The organism is Klebsiella sp. LY (genome assembly GCF_004010915.1).
Lineage (GTDB): Bacteria > Pseudomonadota > Gammaproteobacteria > Enterobacterales > Enterobacteriaceae > Klebsiella > Klebsiella quasipneumoniae.
Genome location: NZ_CP022444.1, coordinates 358,960 through 382,394, shown reverse-complemented (window position 1 = coordinate 382,394; position 23,435 = coordinate 358,960). Strand labels below are relative to the sequence as shown.

At 61.1% G+C, this 23,435-nt stretch carries 24 protein-coding genes; 16 read left to right on the top strand and 8 right to left on the bottom strand.

Features of this window, described 5'->3' with window-relative positions; all coding sequences use genetic code 11:
- Window positions 1-37: 37 nt before the first annotated feature.
- Together CE636_RS04685 and CE636_RS04680 are read left to right on the top strand one after the other, a co-directional pair.
- Window positions 38-1,807 (top strand): ABC transporter permease, encoded by a 1,770-nt coding sequence (locus CE636_RS04685; RefSeq protein WP_017899592.1) that lies wholly within the window; start codon window positions 38-40, stop codon window positions 1,805-1,807.
- Window positions 1,800-2,870: an ABC transporter ATP-binding protein gene (locus CE636_RS04680; protein ID WP_017899591.1), complete on the top strand. Its 1,071-nt coding sequence runs from the start codon at window positions 1,800-1,802 to the stop codon at window positions 2,868-2,870. The genes CE636_RS04685 and CE636_RS04680 overlap by 8 nt, the downstream gene beginning before the upstream one ends.
- A 7-nt stretch (window positions 2,871-2,877) precedes the next feature.
- Here CE636_RS04680 and CE636_RS04675 read toward each other — a convergent pair whose 3' ends face one another.
- Entirely contained in the window at window positions 2,878-3,249 is a 372-nt protein-coding gene (locus tag CE636_RS04675; protein WP_017899590.1) for a VOC family protein, read from the bottom strand.
- A 501-nt stretch (window positions 3,250-3,750) separates the two neighbouring features.
- Between CE636_RS04675 and CE636_RS04670 the strand changes: the two genes are divergently transcribed.
- The 12 genes from CE636_RS04670 to ccmI all read left to right on the top strand — a co-directional run bounded on the left by CE636_RS04670 (window position 3,751) and on the right by ccmI (window position 14,260).
- Window positions 3,751-4,506, top strand: a complete 756-nt coding sequence (locus CE636_RS04670; protein ID WP_017899589.1) for a gluconate 2-dehydrogenase subunit 3 family protein — start codon at window positions 3,751-3,753, stop codon at window positions 4,504-4,506.
- A 2-nt stretch (window positions 4,507-4,508) separates the two neighbouring features.
- Window positions 4,509-6,293, top strand: coding sequence for a GMC family oxidoreductase (locus CE636_RS04665; protein WP_017899588.1), 1,785 nt, complete (start codon window positions 4,509-4,511; stop codon window positions 6,291-6,293).
- Window positions 6,294-6,303: 10 nt separating this feature from the next.
- Window positions 6,304-7,644, top strand: a complete 1,341-nt coding sequence (locus tag CE636_RS04660; RefSeq protein WP_017899587.1) for a c-type cytochrome — start codon at window positions 6,304-6,306, stop codon at window positions 7,642-7,644.
- An 83-nt stretch (window positions 7,645-7,727) separates the two neighbouring features.
- Entirely contained in the window at window positions 7,728-8,351 is a 624-nt protein-coding gene (ccmA, locus tag CE636_RS04655; protein ID WP_017899586.1) for a cytochrome c biogenesis heme-transporting ATPase CcmA, read from the top strand.
- Entirely contained in the window at window positions 8,348-9,007 is a 660-nt protein-coding gene (gene ccmB / locus CE636_RS04650; RefSeq protein WP_017899585.1) for a heme exporter protein CcmB, read from the top strand. Before ccmA ends, ccmB begins: the two co-directional genes overlap by 4 nt.
- Before the next feature lie 49 nt (window positions 9,008-9,056).
- Complete coding sequence (locus tag CE636_RS04645) at window positions 9,057-9,794, top strand: heme ABC transporter permease (RefSeq protein WP_017899584.1); 738 nt, start codon at window positions 9,057-9,059, stop codon at window positions 9,792-9,794.
- A complete protein-coding gene (gene ccmD / locus CE636_RS04640) occupies window positions 9,791-10,021 on the top strand; it encodes a heme exporter protein CcmD (RefSeq protein WP_004203001.1) in 231 nt (76 codons plus the stop codon). Before CE636_RS04645 ends, ccmD begins: the two co-directional genes overlap by 4 nt.
- Window positions 10,005-10,463 carry a cytochrome c maturation protein CcmE gene (ccmE, locus tag CE636_RS04635; RefSeq protein ID WP_017899583.1) on the top strand — a complete coding sequence of 153 codons (459 nt, stop codon included), beginning with the start codon at window positions 10,005-10,007 and terminating at the stop codon, window positions 10,461-10,463. Before ccmD ends, ccmE begins: the two co-directional genes overlap by 17 nt.
- Window positions 10,460-12,412, top strand: coding sequence for a heme lyase CcmF/NrfE family subunit (locus CE636_RS04630; RefSeq protein ID WP_017899582.1), 1,953 nt, complete (start codon window positions 10,460-10,462; stop codon window positions 12,410-12,412). The genes ccmE and CE636_RS04630 overlap by 4 nt, the downstream gene beginning before the upstream one ends.
- Window positions 12,409-12,963, top strand: a complete 555-nt coding sequence (locus CE636_RS04625; RefSeq protein WP_004202997.1) for a DsbE family thiol:disulfide interchange protein — start codon at window positions 12,409-12,411, stop codon at window positions 12,961-12,963. Before CE636_RS04630 ends, CE636_RS04625 begins: the two co-directional genes overlap by 4 nt.
- An 11-nt stretch (window positions 12,964-12,974) precedes the next feature.
- Entirely contained in the window at window positions 12,975-13,421 is a 447-nt protein-coding gene (locus CE636_RS04620; protein WP_164852385.1) for a cytochrome c-type biogenesis protein, read from the top strand.
- On the top strand, window positions 13,418-14,260 hold the full coding sequence (ccmI, locus tag CE636_RS29175; protein ID WP_017899580.1) for a c-type cytochrome biogenesis protein CcmI: 843 nt from the start codon (window positions 13,418-13,420) through the stop codon (window positions 14,258-14,260). The genes CE636_RS04620 and ccmI overlap by 4 nt, the downstream gene beginning before the upstream one ends.
- A 1,233-nt stretch (window positions 14,261-15,493) precedes the next feature.
- On the opposite strand, the gene CE636_RS04605 is transcribed toward ccmI, so the two are convergent.
- The 3 genes from CE636_RS04605 to CE636_RS28525 all read right to left on the bottom strand — a co-directional run bounded on the left by CE636_RS04605 (window position 15,494) and on the right by CE636_RS28525 (window position 17,775).
- Window positions 15,494-16,189, bottom strand: coding sequence for an alpha/beta fold hydrolase (locus tag CE636_RS04605; RefSeq protein ID WP_017899579.1), 696 nt, complete (start codon window positions 16,187-16,189; stop codon window positions 15,494-15,496).
- A 128-nt stretch (window positions 16,190-16,317) separates the two neighbouring features.
- Window positions 16,318-17,034 carry an SDR family oxidoreductase gene (locus tag CE636_RS04600; protein ID WP_017899578.1) on the bottom strand — a complete coding sequence of 239 codons (717 nt, stop codon included), beginning with the start codon at window positions 17,032-17,034 and terminating at the stop codon, window positions 16,318-16,320.
- 564 nt (window positions 17,035-17,598) lie between these two features.
- Complete coding sequence (locus CE636_RS28525) at window positions 17,599-17,775, bottom strand: hypothetical protein (protein WP_158512654.1); 177 nt, start codon at window positions 17,773-17,775, stop codon at window positions 17,599-17,601.
- Between the two features lie 74 nt (window positions 17,776-17,849).
- Here CE636_RS28525 and CE636_RS04590 point away from each other — a divergent pair, with 74 nt between their 5' ends.
- Entirely contained in the window at window positions 17,850-18,212 is a 363-nt protein-coding gene (locus CE636_RS04590) for a TonB family protein (RefSeq protein ID WP_017899576.1), read from the top strand.
- A 175-nt stretch (window positions 18,213-18,387) separates the two neighbouring features.
- Here the strand turns inward: CE636_RS04590 and CE636_RS04585 are convergent, their stop codons facing one another.
- Genes CE636_RS04585 through budA form a run of 3 tightly spaced genes read right to left on the bottom strand, consistent with a single transcriptional unit; the run spans window position 18,388 to window position 21,650 of the window.
- Window positions 18,388-19,158: a (S)-acetoin forming diacetyl reductase gene (locus CE636_RS04585; protein ID WP_004151179.1), complete on the bottom strand. Its 771-nt coding sequence runs from the start codon at window positions 19,156-19,158 to the stop codon at window positions 18,388-18,390.
- Window positions 19,159-19,181: 23 nt separating this feature from the next.
- Window positions 19,182-20,861: an acetolactate synthase AlsS gene (gene alsS / locus CE636_RS04580; protein WP_017899575.1), complete on the bottom strand. Its 1,680-nt coding sequence runs from the start codon at window positions 20,859-20,861 to the stop codon at window positions 19,182-19,184.
- A 9-nt stretch (window positions 20,862-20,870) separates the two neighbouring features.
- The gene (budA, locus tag CE636_RS04575; protein WP_002908205.1) at window positions 20,871-21,650 is read right to left on the bottom strand and encodes an acetolactate decarboxylase; all 780 of its coding nucleotides are present in this window, start codon (window positions 21,648-21,650) and stop codon (window positions 20,871-20,873) included.
- A 106-nt stretch (window positions 21,651-21,756) separates the two neighbouring features.
- Here budA and CE636_RS04570 point away from each other — a divergent pair, with 106 nt between their 5' ends.
- Window positions 21,757-22,629 (top strand): LysR family transcriptional regulator, encoded by an 873-nt coding sequence (locus tag CE636_RS04570; RefSeq protein ID WP_004145376.1) that lies wholly within the window; start codon window positions 21,757-21,759, stop codon window positions 22,627-22,629.
- Between the two features lie 19 nt (window positions 22,630-22,648).
- Here the strand turns inward: CE636_RS04570 and CE636_RS04565 are convergent, their stop codons facing one another.
- On the bottom strand, window positions 22,649-23,419 hold the full coding sequence (locus tag CE636_RS04565) for a 3-hydroxybutyrate dehydrogenase (RefSeq protein ID WP_017899574.1): 771 nt from the start codon (window positions 23,417-23,419) through the stop codon (window positions 22,649-22,651).
- Window positions 23,420-23,435 lie beyond the last annotated feature (16 nt).

Below are 23,435 nucleotides of genomic sequence, written 5' to 3'. Positions count from 1 at the left end.
CCCGGCGGGTTTATTCACCTGACCAAAGGGATGAACCATGAATGTATTACGCAGAAAGTGGCAGGGGCTGCCGCGCGGTGTGGTGGTGTGCATCACGGCGCTGGTGATTTATGTCCCGCTGTTATTTATTGTGGTGCAGAGTTTTCTCTCCGCGCCGTTCTTTTCCCGCTCCAAATCCTGGAGCCTGGAAGCCTTCGCCTTTATTTTTACCGACCCGGATTTTTATCTGGCGTTAAGGTCAGGCTTTATTCTGGCCTTTGGCCTGGTGATTATCGCCATTCCACTGGGCGGTATTTTGGCCTTTCTGATGGTACGCACCGATTTACCCGGCCGGCGTTTCATTGAGCCGCTGATCCTGGTGCCGATCTTCGTCTCGCCGATGGTGCTGGGCTTTGGCTACGTGGTGGCCGCCGGGCCGGTAGGCTTCTTTTCCCAGTGGGCGCAGCAGCTGATCGGCTTTGTGCCGTGGAATATCTACTCGATGTTCAGCATTGTGGTCATCGCCGGCTTAACCCACGTGCCGCACGCCTATCTTTATATCTCTTCGGCGCTGCGCAGCGTCGGTTCCGACGTGGAAGAGGCGGCGCGCACCGTCGGCGCCACGCCGCTGCAGGTGATGACCTCGGTGAGTCTGCCGATGGTGCGGCCGTCCATCCTTTACGCCTGCGTGCTGCTCTTCTTCCTCGGTCTGGAGGTTTTCGGTCTGATGCTGGTGCTGGGCGACCCCGAGGGCAACATGGTGCTGGCGACCTATCTCTATAAGCTGACCAACAAGCTCGGCACCCCCTCCTACCATCTGATGGCGGCGGTGGCGGTGGTGCTGATCTGCATCACCATCCCGCTGGTGATGCTCCAGAGGCGGCTGATGCGCACCGCCAACCGCTTTGTCACCATGAAGGGCAAGGCGTCGCAGGCGCGGGCGCTGCCGCTGGGTAAATGGCGTTGGGTGGCCGGGGCGGTGGTGGTGGCCTGGCTGACGGTGACCATCGGCGTGCCGCTGCTCGGCGTGGCGCTGCGGGCCTTTATCTCCAACTGGGGCGTCGGCGTGTCGCTGTGGGATGAGCTGTCGCTGACGACGTTCCACAATATCTGGCAGCAGCCCAACCTGCTGCGGGCGATCGTCAACTCGATGGCTATCGGCATCGTCGGCGGCGCGCTGGCGGTGATCTGCTATCTGTTTGTCGGTATCGCCATGCACCGCAAAGCGGACAACGTCACCCGCTTTCTTGATTACAGCGTACTGGTCCCGCGCGCGGTGCCGGGGCTGCTGGCCGGTCTGGCCTTCCTGTGGGTGTTCCTGTTTATGCCGATGTGGCTCGATCAGTCGCTGAAGCACGGCTGGCTCTCGGCGCTGCCGGTGGCCGACTGGCTGCGGGAGCACCTTATCGTGCAGCTGCGCGCGCTGCGCAACACCATCTTCAGCGTCTGGCTGGCCTACACCGTGGTATGGATGGCTTATGGCCTGCGGCTCATCTCTTCGACGCTGCTACAGGTGGGCCCGGAGCTGGAGGAGGCGGCGCGCAGCACCGGCGCCTCGCGGGGGCAGATCACCCGCCACGTCACCGTCCCGCTGTCGCGCTATGGGCTGATTGGCTCCTGGCTGCTGATGTTCCTGATCTTTGAGCGCGAATATTCCACCGGCGTCTATCTGCTGTCGCCGGGTACCGAAACCATCGGCTCGATGCTGGTGTCGCTGTGGGCGGCGGGGGCCATCGATATCGTCGCGGCGCTCTCCTTTATCAATATTCTGCTGGTGGTGATTGGCCTTGGCATCGCCCTGCGCTTTGGAGTGAAATTACATGATTGAGTTATCGGTAGAAAACCTGCATCTCACCTATGGCGACAACCCGGTGCTGAAAGGGGTGTCGATGACGCTCGGCCGGGGAGAGGTGGTGTCGTTGCTGGGGCCGTCGGGAAGCGGCAAAACCACGCTGCTGCGGGCGGTGGCCGGGCTGGAGAAGCCGACGAGCGGACGGATCGCCATCGGCAACCGCACGGTGTACGACGGCACGCCGCGCAGCGAAATCCCGGCCGAAGAGCGTAACCTCGGGCTGGTGTTCCAGTCCTATGCCCTGTGGCCGCACAAAACGGTGTTCGACAACGTGGCCTATCCGCTGAAGCTGCGTAAAGTCGCCGCCGGGGAGATAAAAGAGCGGGTGCAGCGCGTGCTGGATCAGCTGGGGCTCGGGCACCTTGGCAACCGCCATCCGTACCAGCTCTCCGGCGGCCAGCAGCAGCGGGTGGCTATCGGCCGGGCGCTGGTCTACAACCCGCCGGTGATCCTGCTGGATGAGCCGCTCTCCAACCTTGACGCCAAGCTGCGCGAAGAGGCGCGGGTGTTTCTGCGCGAGCTGATCGTCAAGCTGGGCCTGTCGGCGCTGATGGTCACCCACGATCAGAATGAGGCGATGGCCATCTCGGATCGTATTCTGCTGCTGAACAATGGCGTCATCGAGCAGCAGGGGACGCCGCAGGAGATGTATGGCAGCCCGGCGACGCTGTTCGCCGCCGAGTTTATGGGCAGCAATAACCGCCTGCACGGCAAGGTAATGGAGCTGGAGAACGGCAGGGCGCGAATCGAAGGCGCCAGCTGGAGCCTGTGGGGGCGAGCGGGCGAGGGGGTTAGCGTCGGCGAGCCGGCGACGGCGGTGATCCGCGTCGAGCGCCTGCGTCTGGACGGCGCGGCGCAGGATAACAGTCTCCAGCTACCGCTGCTGACCAGCATGTACCTCGGCGACCGCTGGGAGTACCTGTTCCGCACCGAGGGCGACGATTTCCCGCTGCGCGCCTACGGAACGGCGCTGCGCGATGCCGAACACTGTCATCTGACGCTCCCGGCGGAGGATGTGTGGATTTTTCCGCAGCGGTAACCGCTGGTTAAGACGCCAGATGGCACACGGCTTCAATATTGTGCCCGTCTGGCGCAATCACAAAGGCGGCGTAATAACTGGCGTGGTAGTTTGGTCGTAACCCCGGCGCGCCGTTGTCCTTTCCTCCGGCGGCCAGCGCCGCCTGCCAGAAGGCATCGACCTGCTCGCGGCTGTCGGCGCGAAAGGCAATGTGCAGCGGCGCCGGTTTTTCCGTACTTTGATAGAGGCATAGAGAGACATCGCCGCTGCCGGCCAGCTCTGCGCCGTAGGTCGGCTCGCCTTCGCCGACCAGCGTTACGCCAAGCGGGGCAAGGGCTTGTAAAAAGAACGCTTTGCTCGCGGCATAATCACTGACGCCGAATTTCACATGATCGAACATATCTTCTCTTCTCCTGCGGATGGGATATCGCCAGCCGAACGCGTTAGCCGGGAAATAGATGCAAAATAGTTAACAACGGTTATTAACTTTTTTAACAGCTCAAAATGTTTAATTATTCCTAATACGAGTATTTACAGACGTTTAATCTGCCATGTACCATAAACAAAAAATAACATTTGTGATACAAGTCACTCTTTTTTGGCGCATGGGTAAGCTCAGCGCGGTGTGAACGCCGCCGGTTTACCGCCTCAAGGTTATGGCAGCACCCTTCTCACGATGACATTCCGGTGAATTTCTCTCCGATTTCCCGCGTTTCGTTGAGAATCGTCTACTATCCAAACGATAACCCTATAAATGATATCGCCTCTGGCGATGTTTTATCCGACTTGCCGGGCCGGGCCAGACGCTAAGCGGTTTAAAAGCGCAATGGTATCGGTTCCAGCACGACATTCACTGGTTTTGTCAGCGACAAAAACAGTAATTTTCAATGACAGGAATGTGATGATGTCGAGCGAGAAAACTAACAATTCCAGGCGTGATTTCCTGGTGAAGTCGATGGCGCTGATCCCGACGGTGGTGATCGGCGGCGCGGGAGCAGGGGCCATTGGCGTGGCCACCAGCGCGACCGCGCAGGCGGCCCCCGCTTCAGAGCCAGCCTCCGGGAACACGGCGGCGGCCAGCGACTGGAAGCCGCAGTTCTTCAACGATCGTGAGTGGGCGTTTATCAACGCCGCCGTCGCGCGCCTGATCCCAGCGGATGAACTTGGCCCCGGCGCTAAAGAGGCCGGCGTGCCGGAGTTTATCGACCGCCAGCTCAATACCCCTTACGCCACCGGCTCCATCTGGTATATGCAGGGGCCCTTCAACCCCGACGTGCCGAAAGAGATGGGCTATCAGCTGCCGCTGGTGCCCAAACAGATCTATAACCTCGGGATCGCCGACGCCGAGGCCTGGTGTCAGGACAAGTATCACAAGACCTTCGCTGAACTGAGCAACGAGCAACAGGACGAGGCGCTCGGCCTGTGGGAATCCGGCAAAGCCGAGTTCAAACAGCTTCCGGCCTCGCTGTTCTTCACCTATCTGCTGCAGAACACCCGAGAAGGCTTCTTCAGCGACCCGATCCATGGCGGTAATAAAGGCATGGTCGGCTGGACGCTGATTAATTTTCCCGGCGCGCGCGCCGACTTTATGGACTGGGTTGAACGGGGCGAACGCTACCCCTTCCCGCCGGTATCAATTAATGGGGAGAGGGCGTAATCATGGCCACCGTATTGAAAAAAACCGATGTCGCGATCGTCGGCTTCGGCTGGGTTGGGGCGATCATGGCCAAAGAGCTGACCGAAGCCGGGCTCAACGTCGTGGCGCTGGAGCGTGGCCCGATGCGCGACACCTGGCCGGACGGCGCCTATCCGCAGGTGATTGATGAGCTGACCTACAACATCCGCCGCAAGCTGTTCCAGGATCTGTCGAAAAGCACCGTCACCATCCGCCATAACACCAGCCAGCAGGCGGTGCCGTATCGCCAGCTGGCGGCTTTCCTGCCGGGTACCGGCGTGGGTGGGGCCGGGCTGCACTGGTCCGGCGTCCATTTCCGCGTCGATCCCATCGAACTGCGGATGCGCAGCCACTATGAAGAGCGCTACGGCAAAAACTTCATTCCCCAGGATATGATCATCCAGGATTTCGGCGTCACCTACGACGAGCTGGAACCGTTCTTCGATAAAGCGGAGAAAGTGTTTGGCACCTCCGGGACCGCCTGGTCGATCAAAGGCAAGGTCGTCGGTAAAGGCCGCGGCGGCAACGCTTTCGCCCCGGACCGCTCAGACGACTTCCCGCTGCCGGCGCAGAAAAACACCTGGTCAGCGCAGCTGTTTGAAAAAGCGGCGCTCGAGGTGGGTTACCATCCCTACAACCTTCCGTCGGCCAACACCTCCGACTCCTATACCAACCCCTATGGCGCGCAGATGGGTCCGTGCAACTTCTGCGGTTTCTGCAGCGGCTACGCCTGCTACATGTACTCTAAAGCCTCGCCGAACGTGAACATCCTGCCGGCGCTGCGCCAGGAAAAACGCTTTGAGCTGCGGACCAACGCCAACGTGCTCAAGGTCAACCTGACCGACGACAAATCCCGCGCTACCGGCGTGACCTACGTCGACGGCCAGGGGCGCGAAATGGAGCAGCCGGCGGACCTGGTGATCATCGGCGCCTTCCAGTTCCATAACGTGCACCTGATGCTGCTCTCCGGGATCGGTAAACCGTACAATCCGGAGACCGGCGAAGGGGTGGTGGGGCGTAACTTCGCCTACCAGAACATGACCACCATCAAGGCCATTTTCGACAAAGACACCTATACCAACCCGTTTATCGGCGCGGGCGGCAACGGCGTCGGCGTCGATGACTTCAACGCCGACAACTTCGACCACGGCGCGGCCGGCTTTGTCGGCGGTTCGCCGTTCTGGGTCAACCAGGCCGGTACCAAGCCCATCTCCGGTTTCCCGGTACCGCCGGGCACCCCGGCGTGGGGCAGCAAGTGGAAAGCGGCGGTGGCCGATACCTACACCCATCACCTGTCGATGGATGCCCACGGCGCGCACCAGTCCTATCGGCAGAACTACCTCGATCTTGATCCGAACTACAAAAACGTCTTTGGCCAGCCGCTGCTGCGCATGACCTTCGACTGGCAGGAAAACGACATCAAGATGGCGCAGTTTATGTTCGATAAGATGGAGCCGATCGCCAAAGCGATGAAGCCGAAATATATCCTCGGCAGCCCGAAAAACGCCAACAGCCACTTTGATACCACCACCTACCAGACCACCCATATGAACGGCGGGGCGGTGATGGGGGAGGATCCGAAAACCAGCGCCGTTAACCGTTATCTGCAAAGCTGGGACGTGCATAACGTCTTCGTCATCGGCGCCTCCGCTTTCCCGCAGGGGCTGGGCTATAACCCAACCGGCACGGTGGCCGCGCTGGCCTACTGGTCAGCGAAGGCGATCCGCGAGCAGTATCTGAAAAATCCGGGTCCCCTGGTGCAGGCATAAAGGAAGGCAGATGATGAAAATGCAATGGTTATCGGCCCTGGTGCTTGGGGCATTGAGCTGCGCGGCCTTCGCCGAAGAGGCGCCTGTGGACAGCAATCTGATTAAGCAAGGGGAGTATCTGGCGCGGGCGGGGGACTGTGTCGCCTGCCACACCAACGGCAAAGCGGGCAAACCTTTCGCCGGCGGTCTGCCGATGGAGACGCCGATCGGCACCATCTACTCCACCAATATCACGCCGGATAAAGAACACGGCATTGGCGGGTACACCTTCGAAGAGTTCGACGACGCGGTGCGCAAGGGCGTGCGGAAAGATGGTTCCACACTCTATCCGGCGATGCCGTATCCCTCGTTCGCACGGATCAGCGAAGCGGACATGCGCGCCATGTACGCCTACTTTATGCACGGCGTGGAGCCGGTGAATGTCGCCAACAAGGACACCGACATCCCGTGGCCGCTGTCGATGCGCTGGCCGCTGGCGTTCTGGCGCGGCATCTTCGCGCCGACGCCGAGCGACTTTGTCGCCAACCCGCAGGTTGACCCGGTGCTGGAGCGCGGCCGCTATCTGGTGGAAGGCCTGGGCCACTGCGGCGCCTGTCATACCCCGCGTAGCCTGACGATGCAGGAAAAAGCGCTCAGCGAAAGCGAAGGCGATGATTACCTGGCGGGCAGCAATGCGCCGATTGACGGCTGGGTTGCCTCCAGCCTGCGCGGCGAAAACCGCGACGGTCTGGGGACCTGGAGCGAAGCCGAGCTGGCCGAGTTCCTGAAAACCGGACGTAACGATAAATCGGTGGTCTTCGGCGGCATGAGCGATGTGGTGGAGCACAGTCTGCAGTATCTCTCTGATGACGACATCACCGCCATCGCCCGCTATCTGAAGTCGCTCCCGCCGCGCGGCGGCAAACAGACCCCAGCCCCGGTGGAAGACAGCGTGGCGAAAGATCTGTGGAAGGGTAACGACAGCAAAACCGGCGCCGCGCTGTACGTCGATAACTGCGCCGCCTGTCACCGCACCGACGGCGTAGGCTATAAACGCGCCTTCCCGTCGCTGAAGGGCAATCCGGTGGTGCAGACCGAAGATGCCACTTCGCTTATCCATATCGTTCTGACCGGGAGCACCACGCCGGCGGTGAAAGATGCGGTCTCCAACCTGACCATGCCGTCGTTCGGCTGGCGTCTGGACGACCAGCAGGTGGCGGATGTGGTCAACTTCATCCGCACCAGCTGGGGCAACAACGCGCCGGCGGTCAGCGCCAGCGATGTGGCGAAGGTGCGTAAGGAGACCGCGGCGCACGATGAGAAGGCGTTAGGCAACGCTGATATCTCGAAGCTGCCGGGGGCCGGACAGTAACCGTCAGGGTTGCGTCGCCCGCGCGGCGCAACCCATACTTAGCCAGGACGTAAAATACTGTCTGAATCAAGGAGTTTGCCTTCATGCTGCATGCAGAGCGACTGACCTGCATCGTTGACGATCGACCGCTGTTTGCGGAGCTGACGCTGTCCCTTGCTGCCGGTGAGCTGCTGCAGGTCGCCGGTGATAACGGCGCGGGGAAAACCTCGCTGCTGCGGATCCTCTGCGGCCTGGCGCGCCCGGAAAGCGGCGGGGTGAGCTGGCAGGGCCAGCCGCTGGCGAAGGTCCGGGAGTCATTTCATCGTCAGCTGCTGTGGCTGGGCCATAAGCCCGGCGTTAACGCGGCGCTGACCGCCGATGAAAACCTGCGTTTCTTCTTTCCGGCCAGCCGCCTTCAGCAGCGGGAACGCGCCCTCGCCGCCGTCGGCCTGGCGGGCTATGAAGATCTCCCCTTGAACCAGCTCTCTGCCGGGCAGCAGCGCCGGGTGGCGCTGACCCGCCTGTGGTTAACCGACGCGCCGCTGTGGATCCTCGATGAGCCGTTCACCGCCCTCGACGCCACAGCGATGGAAACCCTGACCTGCCGCCTGGAGCAGCACGCCCGGCAGGGGGGAAGCGCGATCCTCACTACCCACCAGCCGCTGCGGCCGCTGCGCTGCCCGTTGCGCACCCTGCGCCTCGGCGGCGACGCTGGAGGCGGGCAATGATGCGAGCGCTGTTGGCCCGGGAACTGCGCCTGGCATGGCGCAGCGGGGCGGAGATCCTCAATCCGCTCTGGTTCTTTCTGATCGTCATCACCCTGTTTCCGTTCGGCGTCGGCGCCGCGCCGCAGCTGCTGGCGCAGATTGCGCCGGGCGTGGTATGGGTCGCCGCGCTGCTGGCGGCGCTGCTGGTGATGGATCGGTTGTTTCGTGACGACTGGCAGGACGGCTCCCTGGAGCAGCTGTTGCTTCTGCCGACGCCGCTGGTGGCGGTGGTGCTGGTGAAGGTGGTCGCCCACTGGATGATGAGCGGCCTGCCGCTGCTGATCGTCTCTCCGCTGGCGGCGCTGCTGCTGGGGATGAGCGTGCATGACGCCGGCGTGCTGGCGCTGACCTTGCTGCTGGGCACCCCGACGCTCAGTTTTCTTGGCGCGGTGGGGGTTGGCCTGACCGTCGGCCTGAAGCGCGGCGGCGTCCTGCTGAGCCTGCTGGTGCTGCCGCTGGCGGTGCCGCTGCTGATTTTCGCCACCGCGGCCTGCCAGGCCGCCGCCGCCGGGCTCCCGGTCGGCGGCTATCTGGCGATGCTGGCGGCGTTCTTAACCGCCAGCGCCACCCTGTGTCCGTTCGCCACCGCCGCCGCGCTGCGGCTAACCGTGCAATAATTCGCTGCGCCTGTGGGCGCGGCCATCAAAACCGTGTGAGTAAGCGTCTATGTGGAAAGCGTTACATCAACTGGCGATCCCCGAGCGGCTGTACCGCCTGTGCGGATGCTGGATCCCCTGGCTGGCGGCGTTGAGCGCGCTGTTGCTGGTCATCGGCCTGGGATGGGGCTTTGGCTTCGCCCCGGCGGACTATCAGCAGGGGGAGAGCTACCGGATCATGTATCTTCACGTCCCGGCGGCGATGTGGTCGATGGGGCTGTACCTGGCGATGGCCGTCGCGGCCTTCATCGGGGTGGTCTGGCAGATCAAAATGGCCGATCTGGCGATTGCCGCCCTGGCACCGGTGGGGGCGGTCTGCACCCTGGTGGCGCTGGTCAGCGGCGCGGCGTGGGGCAAGCCAATGTGGGGGACCTGGTGGATCTGGGATGCCCGTCTGACCTCGGAGCTGGTGCTGCTGTTTCTGTATGCCGGGGTCATCGCCCTGTGGCACGCCTTTGACGACCGGCGGCTGGCCGGGCGCGCAGCGGGGATCCTCGTGCTGGTCGGGGTGGTCAATCTGCCCATCATTCATTACTCGGTCTACTGGTGGAATACCCTGCACCAGGGTTCGACCAACCTGCAGCAAACCATCGACCCGAGCATGCGTCTGCCGCTGCGGATCTGCATCTTTGCTTTCCTCGCGCTGTCGGTCACCCTGACCCTGATGCGCCTGCGTAACCTGATACTCCAGCTGGAGCGCCGTCGACCGTGGGTGGTGGCGCTGGCTAACAAAGGAGCCGTACGATGAGTCCCGCCTTTTCGTCTTTCGCCGCCTTCCTGAATATGGGCGGCTATGCCCTGTACGTCTGGCTGGCGGTGGCGGTGGCCGTCGCCGCCTTTGGCTTGCTGACGGTGCACACCCTGTGGGCGCGGCGGGCGCTATTCCATGAAGTGCGACGCCAGCAGGCGCGCGAGCGGCGGATCGCGGCTGCCCGCGAACATGACAAGGAGGCCGCGGATGCAAGCGCGTCGTAAAACCCGGCTGTATATCGTGCTGGCGGTGCTCGCCGGACTTGGGCTCACCGTCAGCCTGACGCTGTACGCCCTGAGCAGCAATATCGATCTGTTCTACACCCCGGGGGAAATTATCTACGGCAAAACGGAAACCCGGGCGCTACCCCATACCGGGCAGCGCCTTCGGGTAGGAGGCTACGTTCAGCCGGGCTCCCTGCAGCGCGACCCGCAAACTCTCGACGTGCGCTTTAAGCTGTATGACGCCTGCGGGGTGGTGGACGTTAGCTATAAGGGCATTCTGCCGGACCTGTTCCGTGAGGGGCAGGGCGTGGTGGCCCAGGGCGTGCTGGACGGCGAGCGGCATATTACCGCCCAGCAGGTGCTGGCCAAACATGATGAAAATTACACCCCGCCGGAGGTGAAAAACGCCATGACGCCGGAGAAAACGGGGGCGCAGCCATGATGCCGGAGCTGGGCAACTTTTTACTGTGTCTGGCGGCGGGGCTGGCGCTGCTCCTGAGCGTCTATCCCTTGTGGGGCGCGGCGCGGCAGGACCGGCGGCTGATGGCCCTTGCCCGGCCGCTGGCCTGCGGGCTGTTCGCCTGTATCGGCGGCGCCTTCCTGCTGCTGGTGCACGCCTTCGTGGTCAACGACTTTACCGTCCGCTACGTGGCGGAAAACTCCAACAGCGCGCTGCCGGTGTGGTATCGGGTGGCGGCGACCTGGGGGGCGCATGAGGGCTCGCTGCTGCTGTGGGTTCTGCTGCTCAGCGTCTGGACCTTCGCCGTCGCCCTCTTCAGCCGCCGGATGCCGCTCGACGCCGTCGCCCGGGTGCTGGCGGTGATGGGGATGATCGCCTTGGGGTTCCTGCTGTTTATCCTCTTTACCTCCAACCCGTTCAGCCGCGGCCTGCCGCAGTACCCCATTGATGGCCGCGACCTTAATCCGCTGCTGCAGGATATCGGCATGATTTTCCATCCGCCGATCCTCTATATGGGGTACGTCGGCTTCTCGGTGGCTTTCGCCTTCGCCATCGCCTCGCTGCTGGCGGGCCGGCTGGATACTGCCTGGGCGCGCTGGTCGCGTCCCTGGACCCAGGCGGCATGGATGTTCCTCACCCTCGGCATCGTGCTGGGCTCGGCGTGGGCCTATTACGAACTGGGCTGGGGCGGCTGGTGGTTCTGGGACCCGGTGGAAAACGCCTCGTTTATGCCGTGGCTGGTGGGCACCGCGCTGCTGCACTCCCTGGCGGTGACCGAGAAGCGGGGCAGCTTCCGCGCCTGGACGGTGCTGCTGGCCATCGCCGCCTTCTCCCTGTGCCTGCTGGGCACCTTCCTGGTGCGCTCCGGGGTGCTGGTCTCGGTGCATGCCTTCGCCTCGGATCCGTCGCGCGGGCTGTTTATTCTGGCGCTGCTGATTGTCGCCATCGGCGGGTCGCTGCTGCTGTACGCCCTGAAGGGCGGCCGGGTGCGGGCGCGGGTGGAACATACCCTGTGGTCGCGCGAGTCGTTCCTGCTTGGCAACAATATTTTGCTGATGGCCGCGATGCTGGTGGTGCTCCTCGGAACGCTGCTGCCGCTAGTGCATAAAGAGCTGGGCCTCGGCAGCATCTCCATCGGCGAGCCGTTCTTTAACACCATGTTCACCGCCCTGATGGCGCCGTTTGCGCTGCTGCTGGGGCTGGGGCCGCTGATCCGCTGGCGGCGCGATGACATCGCCAGGCAGATTAAGCGCCTGATTATCGCCCTGGTTGTGACGTTGTCACTTTCTCTGGCGCTGCCGTGGCTGCTGCAGGATCGTATCACCGCCATGGCGGTCATTGGCCTGATGATGGCCCTGTGGGTGCTGATCTTCGCCCTGCTGGAGGTTCACGAACGGGCCACTCATCGCCACGGCTTCTGGCGCGGCCTGCGGACGCTGACCCGCAGCCAGTGGGGGATGGTGCTCGGTCACGTCGGCGTGGCGGTGACCGTTATCGGCATCACTTTTAGCCAGAACTACAGCGTGGAGCGCGATGTACGGATGCGCCCCGGCGACAGTATCGATATCCATCGCTATCACTTTGTGTTTAACGGCGTGCGCAATATCGTCGGCCCCAACTGGACCGGTGGCGAAGGCATTATCACCGTGACCCGCAGCGGACGCCCGGAAGCGACGCTGTATGCTGAGAAGCGCTTTTACACCGCCAGCCGGATGATGATGACCGAGGCGGCGATCAGCGGCGGGCTGACCCGCGATCTTTACGCCGCGCTGGGGGAAGAGCTGAGCGACGGCAGCTGGGCGGTGCGTCTGTACTACAAACCGTTCGTTCGCTGGATCTGGTACGGCGGGGTGCTGATGGCCCTCGGCGGTCTGTGCTGCATGCTCGACCCACGCTATCGGATGCGTAAGAAACTGCAGGAGGCCTCATGAACCGGAAGCTGCTGTTTATCCCGCTGGCGCTGTTTCTGGCGCTGGCCGCCGCGCTGTTCTGGCAGCTGATGCGCAACGCCGATGGCGACGACCCGACGACCCTTGAGTCGGCGCTGATTGGCAAACCGCTGCCGGAGTTTCGCCTTGAAGCGCTGAATACCCCCGGTCAGACTCTGGACCGGCGGACGCTGATTGACGGCAAGCCGCTGCTGCTCAACGTCTGGGCCACCTGGTGCCCAACCTGTCGCGCCGAGCATCAGTTTCTCAACGGCCTGGCGCAGCAGGGCGTGCGGGTGGTGGGGATGAACTACAAAGACGATCGCCAGAAGGCGATGAGCTGGCTGCAGCGCCTGGGTAATCCGTACAGGCTGAGCCTGTACGACGGCAACGGCATGCTCGGCCTGGATCTGGGGGTTTATGGCGCGCCGGAGACGTTTCTCATCGACGGTCAGGGCATCATCCGCTGGCGGCACGCCGGCGACCTGAACGAACGGGTGTGGCGCGAGGAGCTCCAGCCGCTGTGGAATCAATACAACCGGGGGGCGGGCTGATGAGAGGTGTCATAGGCATCCTGCTGGCGCTGATGCTGACCGGCCAGGCGTGGTCCGCCATCGATACCTGGCAGTTTAAAGACGAGGCCCAGGAGCAGGCGTTCCGCGAGATCACCTCCCGGCTGCGCTGCCCGAAATGCCAGAACAACAGCATCGCCGACTCGAACGCGATGATTGCCGCCGATATGCGGCAGAAGGTGTACGAGCTGATGCAGCAGGGGAAAACGAAAGGGCAGATCGTTGACTATATGGTGGCCCGCTACGGCAATTTTGTCAGCTACGAGCCGCCGCTGACCGCGGGCACGGTGCTGCTGTGGCTGGGGCCGGGGCTGTTCGTCCTGGCGGGCGCCGGGATGATTATCGCCCGCGCGCGTCGTCGCGATATTCCTGACGCGGCGCTCAGCGTCGAAGAGCGCCAGCGGCTGGCGGCATTATTGAAAGAAGGAAAAGAACGATGAGCCTGTTGGTGGTTATCGCCGGGCTGTTGCTGGCTGGCGCGCTGGGGCTGCTGTACTTCCCGTGGTCGGGCAAAGGGGCGGTGGACCGCGATACCCTCAACCGCGCCCTGTATCAGTCGCGCCTGCAGGAGCTGGCGCAGGAGCGCGGCGAGGACAACCCGGCGCTGGTCGTCGAGCTGCAGCGCACGCTGCTGACGGATATCCCGCCCCAGCCACAGCCTGGCGAACGGCCGCTAAGCCGCTGGGCGCTGTTTCCGGGCGCGCTGCTGCTGGTGGTCCTGAGTCTGGGCCTGTATCTGAAAACCAGTGATATTGGCCAGGTGCTGCTCTGGCAGCAGGCGGAGCGGCATTATCCCGCGCTGTTGCAGCAGGTTAAGGACCCGACGGCGGCGCCGCTGCGAATGGATGAGCTGGCGGAGCTGCGGCTTGGTCTGCGCAGCCATCTGCAGAATACTCCGCACGACCTCCCCGGCTGGCAGCTGCTTGGACGGCTGGGCCTGTTGTTAAACGATGGCGAGACGGCGATCGGCGCCTTTGGCCGGGCGCATGCTCTGGCGGCGGATGACCCGGCGGCGGCTTTCGATTACGCCAGCGCGCTGGTGCGGGCGGGAGATAGCGGTCAGGTTCGGATGGGCGAGCTGCTGCTGCGTGACCTGCATCAGCGACAGCCGAACAGCCTGCCGGTGCTGGAGATGCTGGCCCTGAGCGCGGTGCGTAATGAAGATTACCCCGAGGCCGTGGCCGCCCTGCAGGCGCTGCTGGCCCGGCTGCCGGAAGGGGATGCGCGGCGCGAGGCGATCGTCCGCCAGCTGGCGCAAGCACAGCAGCAGGCGCAGTAACAGCCCGGCGGCGCTGAACGTGGGGTCTGCCGCGAGGACGGTACGGGCAGCTCTGGTTTTGTAGGCCGGGTAAGTTTTGTAGGCCGGGTCAGGCGCAGCCGCCACCCGGCACAAAATCGGCTCCATGCCCGCTGTCCTTGCCCGGCGGCGCTACGCTTGCGCGGGCCTACGAAGGGCGCGAATAGAGCGCCAAATCGCGGGCAGTTTTGTAGGCCGGGTAAGCGAAGCGCCACCCGGCAATATGTTGGGCTCGGAGCCTGATATCTTCCCGGCGGCGCTGCGTTAGCGTGGGCCTGGGGATATGAGCTGACGGGAGGTCTTTGTAGGCCGGGTAAGCGAAGCGCCACCCGGCAACATGTTGAGCTCGGAGCCTGATACCTTCCCGGCGGCGCTGCGTTAGCGTGGGCCTGGGGATATGAGCTGACGGGAGGCCTTTGTAGGCCGGGTAAGGCGCAGCCGCCGCCCGGCAACATGGGGGGCACGGTGCGATATCTTGCCCGGCGGCGGGGGAGACTGTTATCGGTTTTACAGGTTCTCAGCCCGGGGAAAGCGTTTATCACGCTTGACTTCAGCGTAGTTTGCGCTCCCGGTTAATCTTCTGCGTTATGCCTGGCATGGCCCAGGGAGCGCACAGGGGGCGGCCAGTCGCCGCCGCCCCCTGTACCCCCGGGCTCCGGCCAGCAAAATCGCCACTTCGTGGTGCCTTCGACTTATCCCTGCAGGCTTCGGGTCGGGCCGAGGCAGCGTCCGTGCAAAACACGGCCCTCAGCCCGCATCCATGCGGGCTGCCCCGGCCTTCCGGGAACGTCTCAGCGATTTTGAGGCCGCCAGCACCGGCAGTTTCAGCAAGGCTGGTGAATAAATTAACGACAGGTCGCACGAACTGTAGGCCGGGTAAGGCGTAGCCGCCACCCGGCACAAAATCGGCTCCGTGCCCGCTGTCCTTGTCCGGCGGCGCTACGCTTGCGCGGGCCTACGAAGGGCGCGAATAGAGCGCCAAATCGTGGGCAGGGTAAGGTGTAGCTGTCACCCGGCAAAAATACGGCACAAGAGCGGCCCAACAGCGTAGCCGGGATAAGGTGCCATACGCCGCCATCCGGGATTTTCTCTGCTGTCGCTATGCTCAGCCGCTTCCGTGTTGCTATTGCAGAACTTCATGTTTGCTGGTGACCAGGAACAGACCATACCCTGATGAAGTCAGTCAGGATATTTGCCGGATAAACGCCCAATAATTTACGTAGCCGGGAGCCATTCAACAATAGTTCTTGCCAACTCCCTGGGCTGTTCGAGCGGAATCATATGGCCGCAATCCCGAATAATTCTTAACGACGCAGAAGGTATGGCTTCGACCAACTCTTTTGCCTCCTTCATCGAACGGATGGCATCATCTTCACTGGCTATAACCAATGTTGGACAGCATATTGTTGCAGAAGGTATACCTTGTCTGGATAAGGATGATTGCGTGATGAAGGCTTCAAATCCCAGAGAGTATCCCATTTTCTGGATAGCTGAAATCATATCCTGATTTGATGTGTTGAGAGGGTGGAGTGACCGGGCAATAGCATAGCTGCTCAGCCCCTTAAACGTTGTGGGGGACAATGACTGCACATTTTTCCGCTTTGCTTCAGCCTCTAACGGCGTATCTTCCCGTAAGGAACTGGCAATAAGCACTAAGGACTCTACACGTTCAGGGAATTCTGCTGCCAGTTGTCGGGCAATATACCCTCCCATCGAAAAACCTATCAAAGAAAACTTCTCAGGCAGAAAAGTAATCAGATGCTGCACTACATCATGAATGGTTCGTCCTTCAGTTACAGATGCATGATGAACAATACAGTTTGACGGCAGGTATCTTTCAAATTCATGCCACAGCATTTCATTCAGCATAAACCCGGGAATTAAAACGATTTTACGCGGCTTTAAACTCATATGTCTCGCTTAAATGTATCAGTGTATTTATTGGGTTTGACAGGTCAAAAATATCTTATTAACTGCGACAATATCAAATCCCAGCCCTGGATAGGCGCTGTCTATTTCCACAGAGTCCCTTAACGTTTCTAACGTCCTCCCAGGCTTCCTCCACCATCAACAGGCAGTACTACGCCAGTAATAAAACTCGCGTCTGATGATAAAAGAAAGGCTATTGCTGAAGCCACTTCAGCAGGAGAACCAAGTCTGCCCATAGGTATTGTCGATAAAATGCGTTGTTCTGCTTCACTTCCAACAGGTCGTGTTCTATGAAAAAGCTCTGTCTCTATTGGCCCGGGAGCAATCGCGTTTGCGGTGATCCCGAATTGAGCAAGCTCTAAGGCCCAGGTTCGTGTACAACCTACCAGAGCACTTTTGGCCGCTGCGTAAGCTGTTCTGTCAGTCGCACCGAAAATAGCACGGCTACATACATTCACAATTCTTCCCCAGCCTCTGCTCTTCATGTTGCTAACCAGCGCTTGTGTTATCTGAACTGCCACCCGTACATTGATATCCATAACATTCAGGAACGTTTGAATATCAATGTTTCCCAATTGTTGAGGTAAGGCCACACCTACATTATTTACGATGCCGTGAATTTCATGATTTTCGGTAATTTTTAATAAAACTACGCGAGTTTCATCAGCACTACTCAGGTCGGCCGTATATAAAACCCCCGGAAAGCCGGCATCAACATGACGGGCAATACCCACAACAAGGTGACCCTGTCCTGATAATTTGTCACTGAGCGCTCTTCCTATCCCTCTGGTTGCGCCAGTAATAAGAAAAGTACGATAAGGTTCCATAGTAGAATCCTCTGTCTCATTAGGAGGGATGCGAATCAGATGATTACTGAAATCCCATTTTTGTGTTCACCGTCTATCAGACTAGCAGAATAATGACCAACTTCCGCTCCTCGCTGATGGCGGACCTCTGGCTCTGCTGGTTTGTCCGCTTGATGCCAGGAGCGGGAAGGGCTGACATCATCAGGTACCATTCAACGCGGTGCAAGCCAGTCAGTTAGCTAGCGAGTTTTCGTAGGCCGGGTAAGGCGCAGCCGCCACCCGGCAAAAATACGGCACAAGAGCGGCCTAACAGCGTAGCCGGGATAAGGCGTCACGCATCGCTTTCTGGAATTCTTCCTGCTGGCGCGATGCTCAGCCGCTTCCGTGTTAACCTCCAGATGTCGCCGGAATGACTGAAGAATCTCCCCCTTAGTATCGGCAGCAGGCTGCCGCTTAGGCCCCGAAGATCACTCCCTTAACGTTGCAAGCGCTGTGGATCCCGAGCACCGGAGTTAAAAATGATTAGCTGAACGTCTTCAGCGCGGGACGCGAATCCATGCTAATCACTTGAGGGGGTTAGCTCGCTCATGTTCCCCGACGAGCCGGATAGCGCTGCCGACAGCTGGCAAAAGAGTCGTTGATATAGTCGCTCAGCGCCCACTTGTCCTGATAGCGAAACGTCATCGGGAATGGATGTAGTACGAAACGCCTGGTCAGGAGGTCAACGTGATTGCTACTGAAGACGCGGTATTCAGTGATCATCTCAGCTGGTAACCTGTCACTCGCGCCATTGGTAACGTGAAGATTCATGATTAATTTTGGAGTTCGGACGATTTATGAAAGCTAGCAGACTATTCACTCTGATTCTGCCATTGTTCCTGGCACTCTGCGCCGGCACACAGGTCAGCGCCAGCACACCTTCAGGCAGCATTTCCTCTGCAAACACATCAATTACCACTCGTGATAAGAACGGAAACCTACTGCCGAGTTTCCTGCGGCTTCAGTACGATGTGGATTCAGATGGCAGAGTTCAGAATGTAAAGATACTTGAATCGACAACGACTCCGGAGTTGGAACATCAAATCATTGATAAAATGATGAAAAAATGGCGTTTTGAAAAGGGGAAACCAGGAAAAGCGCAAAGATTAGTCGTCAAGATCCAACCCAAATCAGACGGCGGTCCCGCAAATAAGCAGTAAGAACTTATAATGACAAGTTCCCTGAAGCATCGTCTACGTCGTTAAAGTCCCCTGAGTGCCAGGAGCGGACTCTACCTAATCAATAGAGGGTTCGTTTCACCGGAATGCTTACACTCAAACCCAAAAAAGCCCCCGCGCGAAAGCAGGGGCAAGCCATGTCAGAGCTTATTTTTTATTAGTTAAATACCATCCCGCCGTCGATCAGCAATGACTGACCGGTCATGTAATCAGAATCCGGGCTGGCAAGATAGGAGACGCAGGCGGCGACATCTTCCGGCTCGGATAGCCGACCGAGGGTGATGCGTTTGGCGAACTCGGCGGTACCGTAGCCCAGCGGTTTACCGGCGGCTTCTGACACCTGGCGGTCAATTTCGGCCCACATCGGCGTTTTGACAATCCCCGGGCAGTAGCCGTTGACCGTGATGCCCAGCGGCGCGAGGTCGCGAGCGGCGGTCTGGGTTAAGCCGCGCACCGCGAATTTACTGGAGCTATACACCGCCAGCTCCGGGTTGCCGACGTGGCCGGCCTGGGAGCAGGCGTTGATGATTTTCCCGCCGTGCCCCTCTTTCTTAAAGGCTTCGACCGCCGCCTGAATGCCCCAGATCACCCCTTTGACGTTGATGTTGTAGACTTTATCGACAATTTCCGGGGTAATGGACTCGATCGGCGTGGACGGCGCCACGCCGGCGTTGTTGACGATGACGTCGAAGCCGCCCAGCGTTTTGCGCGCCTGTTCGACGGCGGCGAACACCTGATCGCGGTCGGAGACATCCACTTTCACCGCCATGGCGCGGCCGCCGGCCTGGTTGATTTCGGAGGCGACCGCTTTGGCGGTGGCGTCGTTATAATCGGCAATGGCCACGGCAAATCCATCCTTCACCAGACGAAGGGCGATAGCTTTACCAATCCCCTGGCCGGCGCCGGTAACAAGTGCGACTTTTTTCATTTTCCTTTCCTTATTGTGATGACTTACAGAATCTGACTCAGATGCAGCTGGCCCATCAGCAGCGGGTTATCACGATAATCCACCGGAATGGCCACCACCGCCGGGCCGTCGACGTCCATCGCCGCGCGCAGGGTCGGCTCCAGCGCCTCGGCGCTTTCCACGGCAAACCCTTTGGCGCCGAAGGACTCGGCATAGGCTTTAAAATCCATCGGCCCGAACTCGACGCCGGACAGGCGCTGATATTTTTTCTCTTCCTGGATGGCCACCATGTTGTAGCCGTTATCGACCCAGATCAGGTGCAGCACGTTGGCTTTCAGGCGGACGGCGGTCTCCAGCTCCATGCTCGACTGCAGGAAGCCGCCGTCGCCGGAGACGGAGACCACTTTGCGCTCAGGATTGACCAGCCAGGCGCCGATGGCCCAGGGCAGGGCGACGCCCATGGTCTGCTGGCCGTTGGAGATCATCACCTGACGGGCGCGGAAGCTGTACAGGTAGCGGGCAATCCAGATATGGAAGCTGCCCATGTCCACGGTCAGCGTGACGTCGCTGTTGACGATATCCTGCATGGCGCGAACGATGCGCAGCGGATGCAGAGCAAACTGATTCAGCTGCGCGCCGCGGCGGTCCAGCAGTTCGCGCTGGTGCTGGCGGTCGCGGAGGATCTCCGCCGCCTGCGGGGAGAGCACCAGCCGGCGATCGATATTTTGCGCCAGCTTGTTGAGGGTGCCGGCGATATCGCCCACCAGCTCGACGTCCGGGGTGTAGTTGCGCTCTTCATAGGCGGGCAGGACGTCGATATGCACCAGCGTCGCGTTGCCGCTGTTCCACATCGCCGGTTCATATTCCACCGGGCTGTAGCCGATGCAGATCACCAGGTCGGCGAGCTGCAGCAGACGGTCCCCGGCCTGGTTGTTAAACAGCCCGACCCGGCCGGCGAAGCGAGAGAAGTTATCCTGATTCACCGCCCCGGCGGCCTGATAGGTGCTGGTGACCGGAATATGGCTGGCCTCCAGCAAACGGCGCAGCGCCGCGCTGTTTTCCGGCTGACTGGCCATCAGGCCGAGCAGGAAGATCGGGTTCTTCGCCTGAGCGATAAGCTTCGCCACCCGATCGATGGCGGCATCCGGCGCGGCGCCTATCTGCGGGGCCCCGCTGGCCGGCAGCACTTTGCCGCTGACCGGGCCATCGACCACATCCTGCGGCAGGCTGACGAAAGCGCTGCCCGGGCGGCCCTGCTCGGCGGCGCGGAAGGCGTTGGAGACCACTTCCGCCAGCGCGTCCGGCGCGGTCACCTCGACGGCGTATTTCGTCACCGGGCTGAACATCGCCACCGTATCCATACTCTGGTGGACCTGTTTGGCTTTATCGGCGCGTTTCACCGCGCCGCCCAGGGCCACCACCGGGTCGCCTTCGCTGTTGGCGGTGGCCATACCGGTGATCAGGTTGGAGCAGCCCGGGCCGGAGGTGACCAGCGCCACGCCGGCTTTACCGGTAATGCGCCCGACGGCGGCGGCCATAAACGCGGCGTTGGCTTCGTGGCGTACCGGAATAATGCGAATGGAGGAATCCAGCAGTGAGTCGAATACCTTGTCGATTTTGGCGCCAGGGATGCCGAACACCTGACGTACCCCCTGGGCTTCCAGCTGGCTGACGACGAGATCGGCGCCGTGCGCCCACTGGCGTACCGGATACTGTTTGTCCATGTGACCCCCTTAACTTTCTACGGAACGGATGGCGGCATCGAGATTATCGGGATGCAGATTGGCCTGCAGGAACGCGCTGTCGGCGGGCAGGTCGATCATCAGCTTGTGAATTTCGCCGAAGGTCAACACCCCGTGGTCGAGCTGGTAATCCAGCAGGTGACCGCCGCCTTTGCGGTCATCGGTAATAAAGTGCTCGTGATACCCGGCGACGTTGATCCCCTGCATATGCTGCGGGGTACGGAAGCCGACCAGTACCCCTTCGCGCTGGTTAAAGCGGAACACCGGCTGATCGTCGAGGACGTCGGTCATCGCCCGGTACGGCGGCGTCTGGCGCGGCACGGTGCGGGTATGGGCATGGCGGAAATGGCCATCGATGCGCAGGGCGCAGAACAGGTTGTCAGAGGGAATTTGCTGGTCGATCACCTCGTGCAGCTGCTGGCGGCTCACCGGGTGGTCGAAGGTTTTCCGGTACTGCGGCTGGAACCAGGTCATCACCGCGAACGGCGTTTTCTGCTCCGGCTGCGCTTTGCGCGCGCTGCCGTCGGCCCGCAGCTGATAGACCTGACTGCTAAAGGCGATCAGCTCCCCGTCCAGCTCATTAAAGGTGCCGAGACCGAAATCGCCGTGCTTCAGCAGGTCGGCGATGGTGGTGCTCCCTTCGTAAACCCCGCTTAGCAGGGCGCTCATGAGCGATGTCTGATAGAGCACGCTCTCGGGATGCTGCGCGGAAAACGCCCGCAAGGTTTCGCATAGACTCTCTTCGCAGGTGCATTCAGCAGAATGATTCATATACCACTTCCTCGTTCAACAAATATAAGAAAGGTTAAATAAATGTTGACCCGATTCAGCTCACAGTTCCAATATAGAAACCATGCTGGTTTGAGACGTTTTCGATATGGAACTTCGTTATCTTCGCTATTTTGTCGCCGTCGCCAGGACGCGGCACTTCACCCAGGCTGCCAAGGAACTGGGTATTTCACAGCCTCCGTTAAGTCAGCAAATTCAGCGGCTTGAGCGCGAGGTGGGGACTCCGCTATTTCGGCGTTTGACCCGCGGGGTGGAGCTCACCGAGGCCGGTGAGTCGTTCTATGAGGATGCCCGTCAGATCCTCGCCATGAGCGATGCGGCGCTGGAGAAGGCCAAGGGCATTGCCCGCGGGATGAACGGCAGCCTGTCGCTAGGCATTACCAGTTCTGATGCTTTCCACCCGCAAATCTTCACGCTGCTGCACCGTTTTCAGCTCGACCACCCTGGGGTGACCCTGCACCAGATGGAAGACAACATGGCCAATCTGATGACCGCCCTGAGCGAGGCCGAGCTGGATATTGCCTTCGTCCGTCTGCCGTGCGAGAGCAGTAAGGCTTTTAATCTGCGGATTATCGATGAGGAGCCGATGGTTATCGCGCTGCCGCGCGATAACCCGCTGGCGACGCAGCCGACCCTGGCCCTGGAGCAGCTGCGCGACGTGGCGCCGATCCTCTTCCCGCGGGAAGTGGCTCCGGGGCTGTATGAGCTGGTGTACAACAGCTGCCTGCGCGCCGGCATCGATATGGAGCGCGCCTGGCAGTCGTCGCAGATTTCGTCGTCGCTGAGCATGGTCAATGCCGGGTTCGGCTTCGCGCTGGTCCCGCAGTCAATGACCTGCATCCAGCAGCCGAACGTCAGCTATCACCCGCTCAGCGGGGCGCCGCTGAAGACCGATATCGCCATCGCCTGGCGGCGCTTCGAGCGCTCGCGCACGGTGAAACGCTTTCTGGCGATGTTCTGATCTTCGCGACGCCTGCGGCTTACTGCGCCACCCAGCCGCCGTCCATGTTCCACGCCGCGCCGCGCACCTGGGCGGCGGCGTCGCTGCACAGAAACAGCGCCATTTCGCCCAGGTGCTGCGGGGTGACAAACTCCCCGGAGGGCTGCTTTTCCGCCAGCAGCTGGGCGCTGGCCTGCTCCGGGTCGACCCCCTCGGCGATGCGCTTATCGATCTGCTGCTGCACCAGCGGAGTCAGCACCCAGCCGGGGCAGATGGCGTTGCAGGTGATGCCGCTGCGCGCGGTTTCCAGGGCCACGGTTTTGGTCAGGCCGACCACCGCGTGCTTGGCGGCGACATAGGCCGATTTCTCTTTCGACGCCACCAGGCCATGCACTGAAGCAATGTTGATGATGCGCCCCCAGTTGCGCTGGCGCATGCCCGGCAGCGCCAGGCGAGTGGTGTGGAAGACGCTGGAGAGATTGATCGCGATGATGTCGTTCCATTTGTCCACCGGGAACTGCTCCACCGGGGCCACGTGCTGGATGCCGGCGTTATTGATCACGATATCGACGCCGCCGAAGGTGCTTTCGGCATAGCGCATCATCGCCTCGATCTGCCCGACGTCGCGCAGGTCGGCGTCGTGATAGCCGGGGATCTTGCCCAGCGCGGCGACTTCAGCCCGGGCGTGGCTGCTGTCGCCGAAGCCATTGAGCACCAGCTGGGCGCCTGCCTGCGCCAGCACTTTGGCGATCCCTAAGCCGATGCCGCTGGTGGAGCCGGTGACCAGCGCTGTTTTACCGTTTAAATTCATCATATTTCTCCTTCAG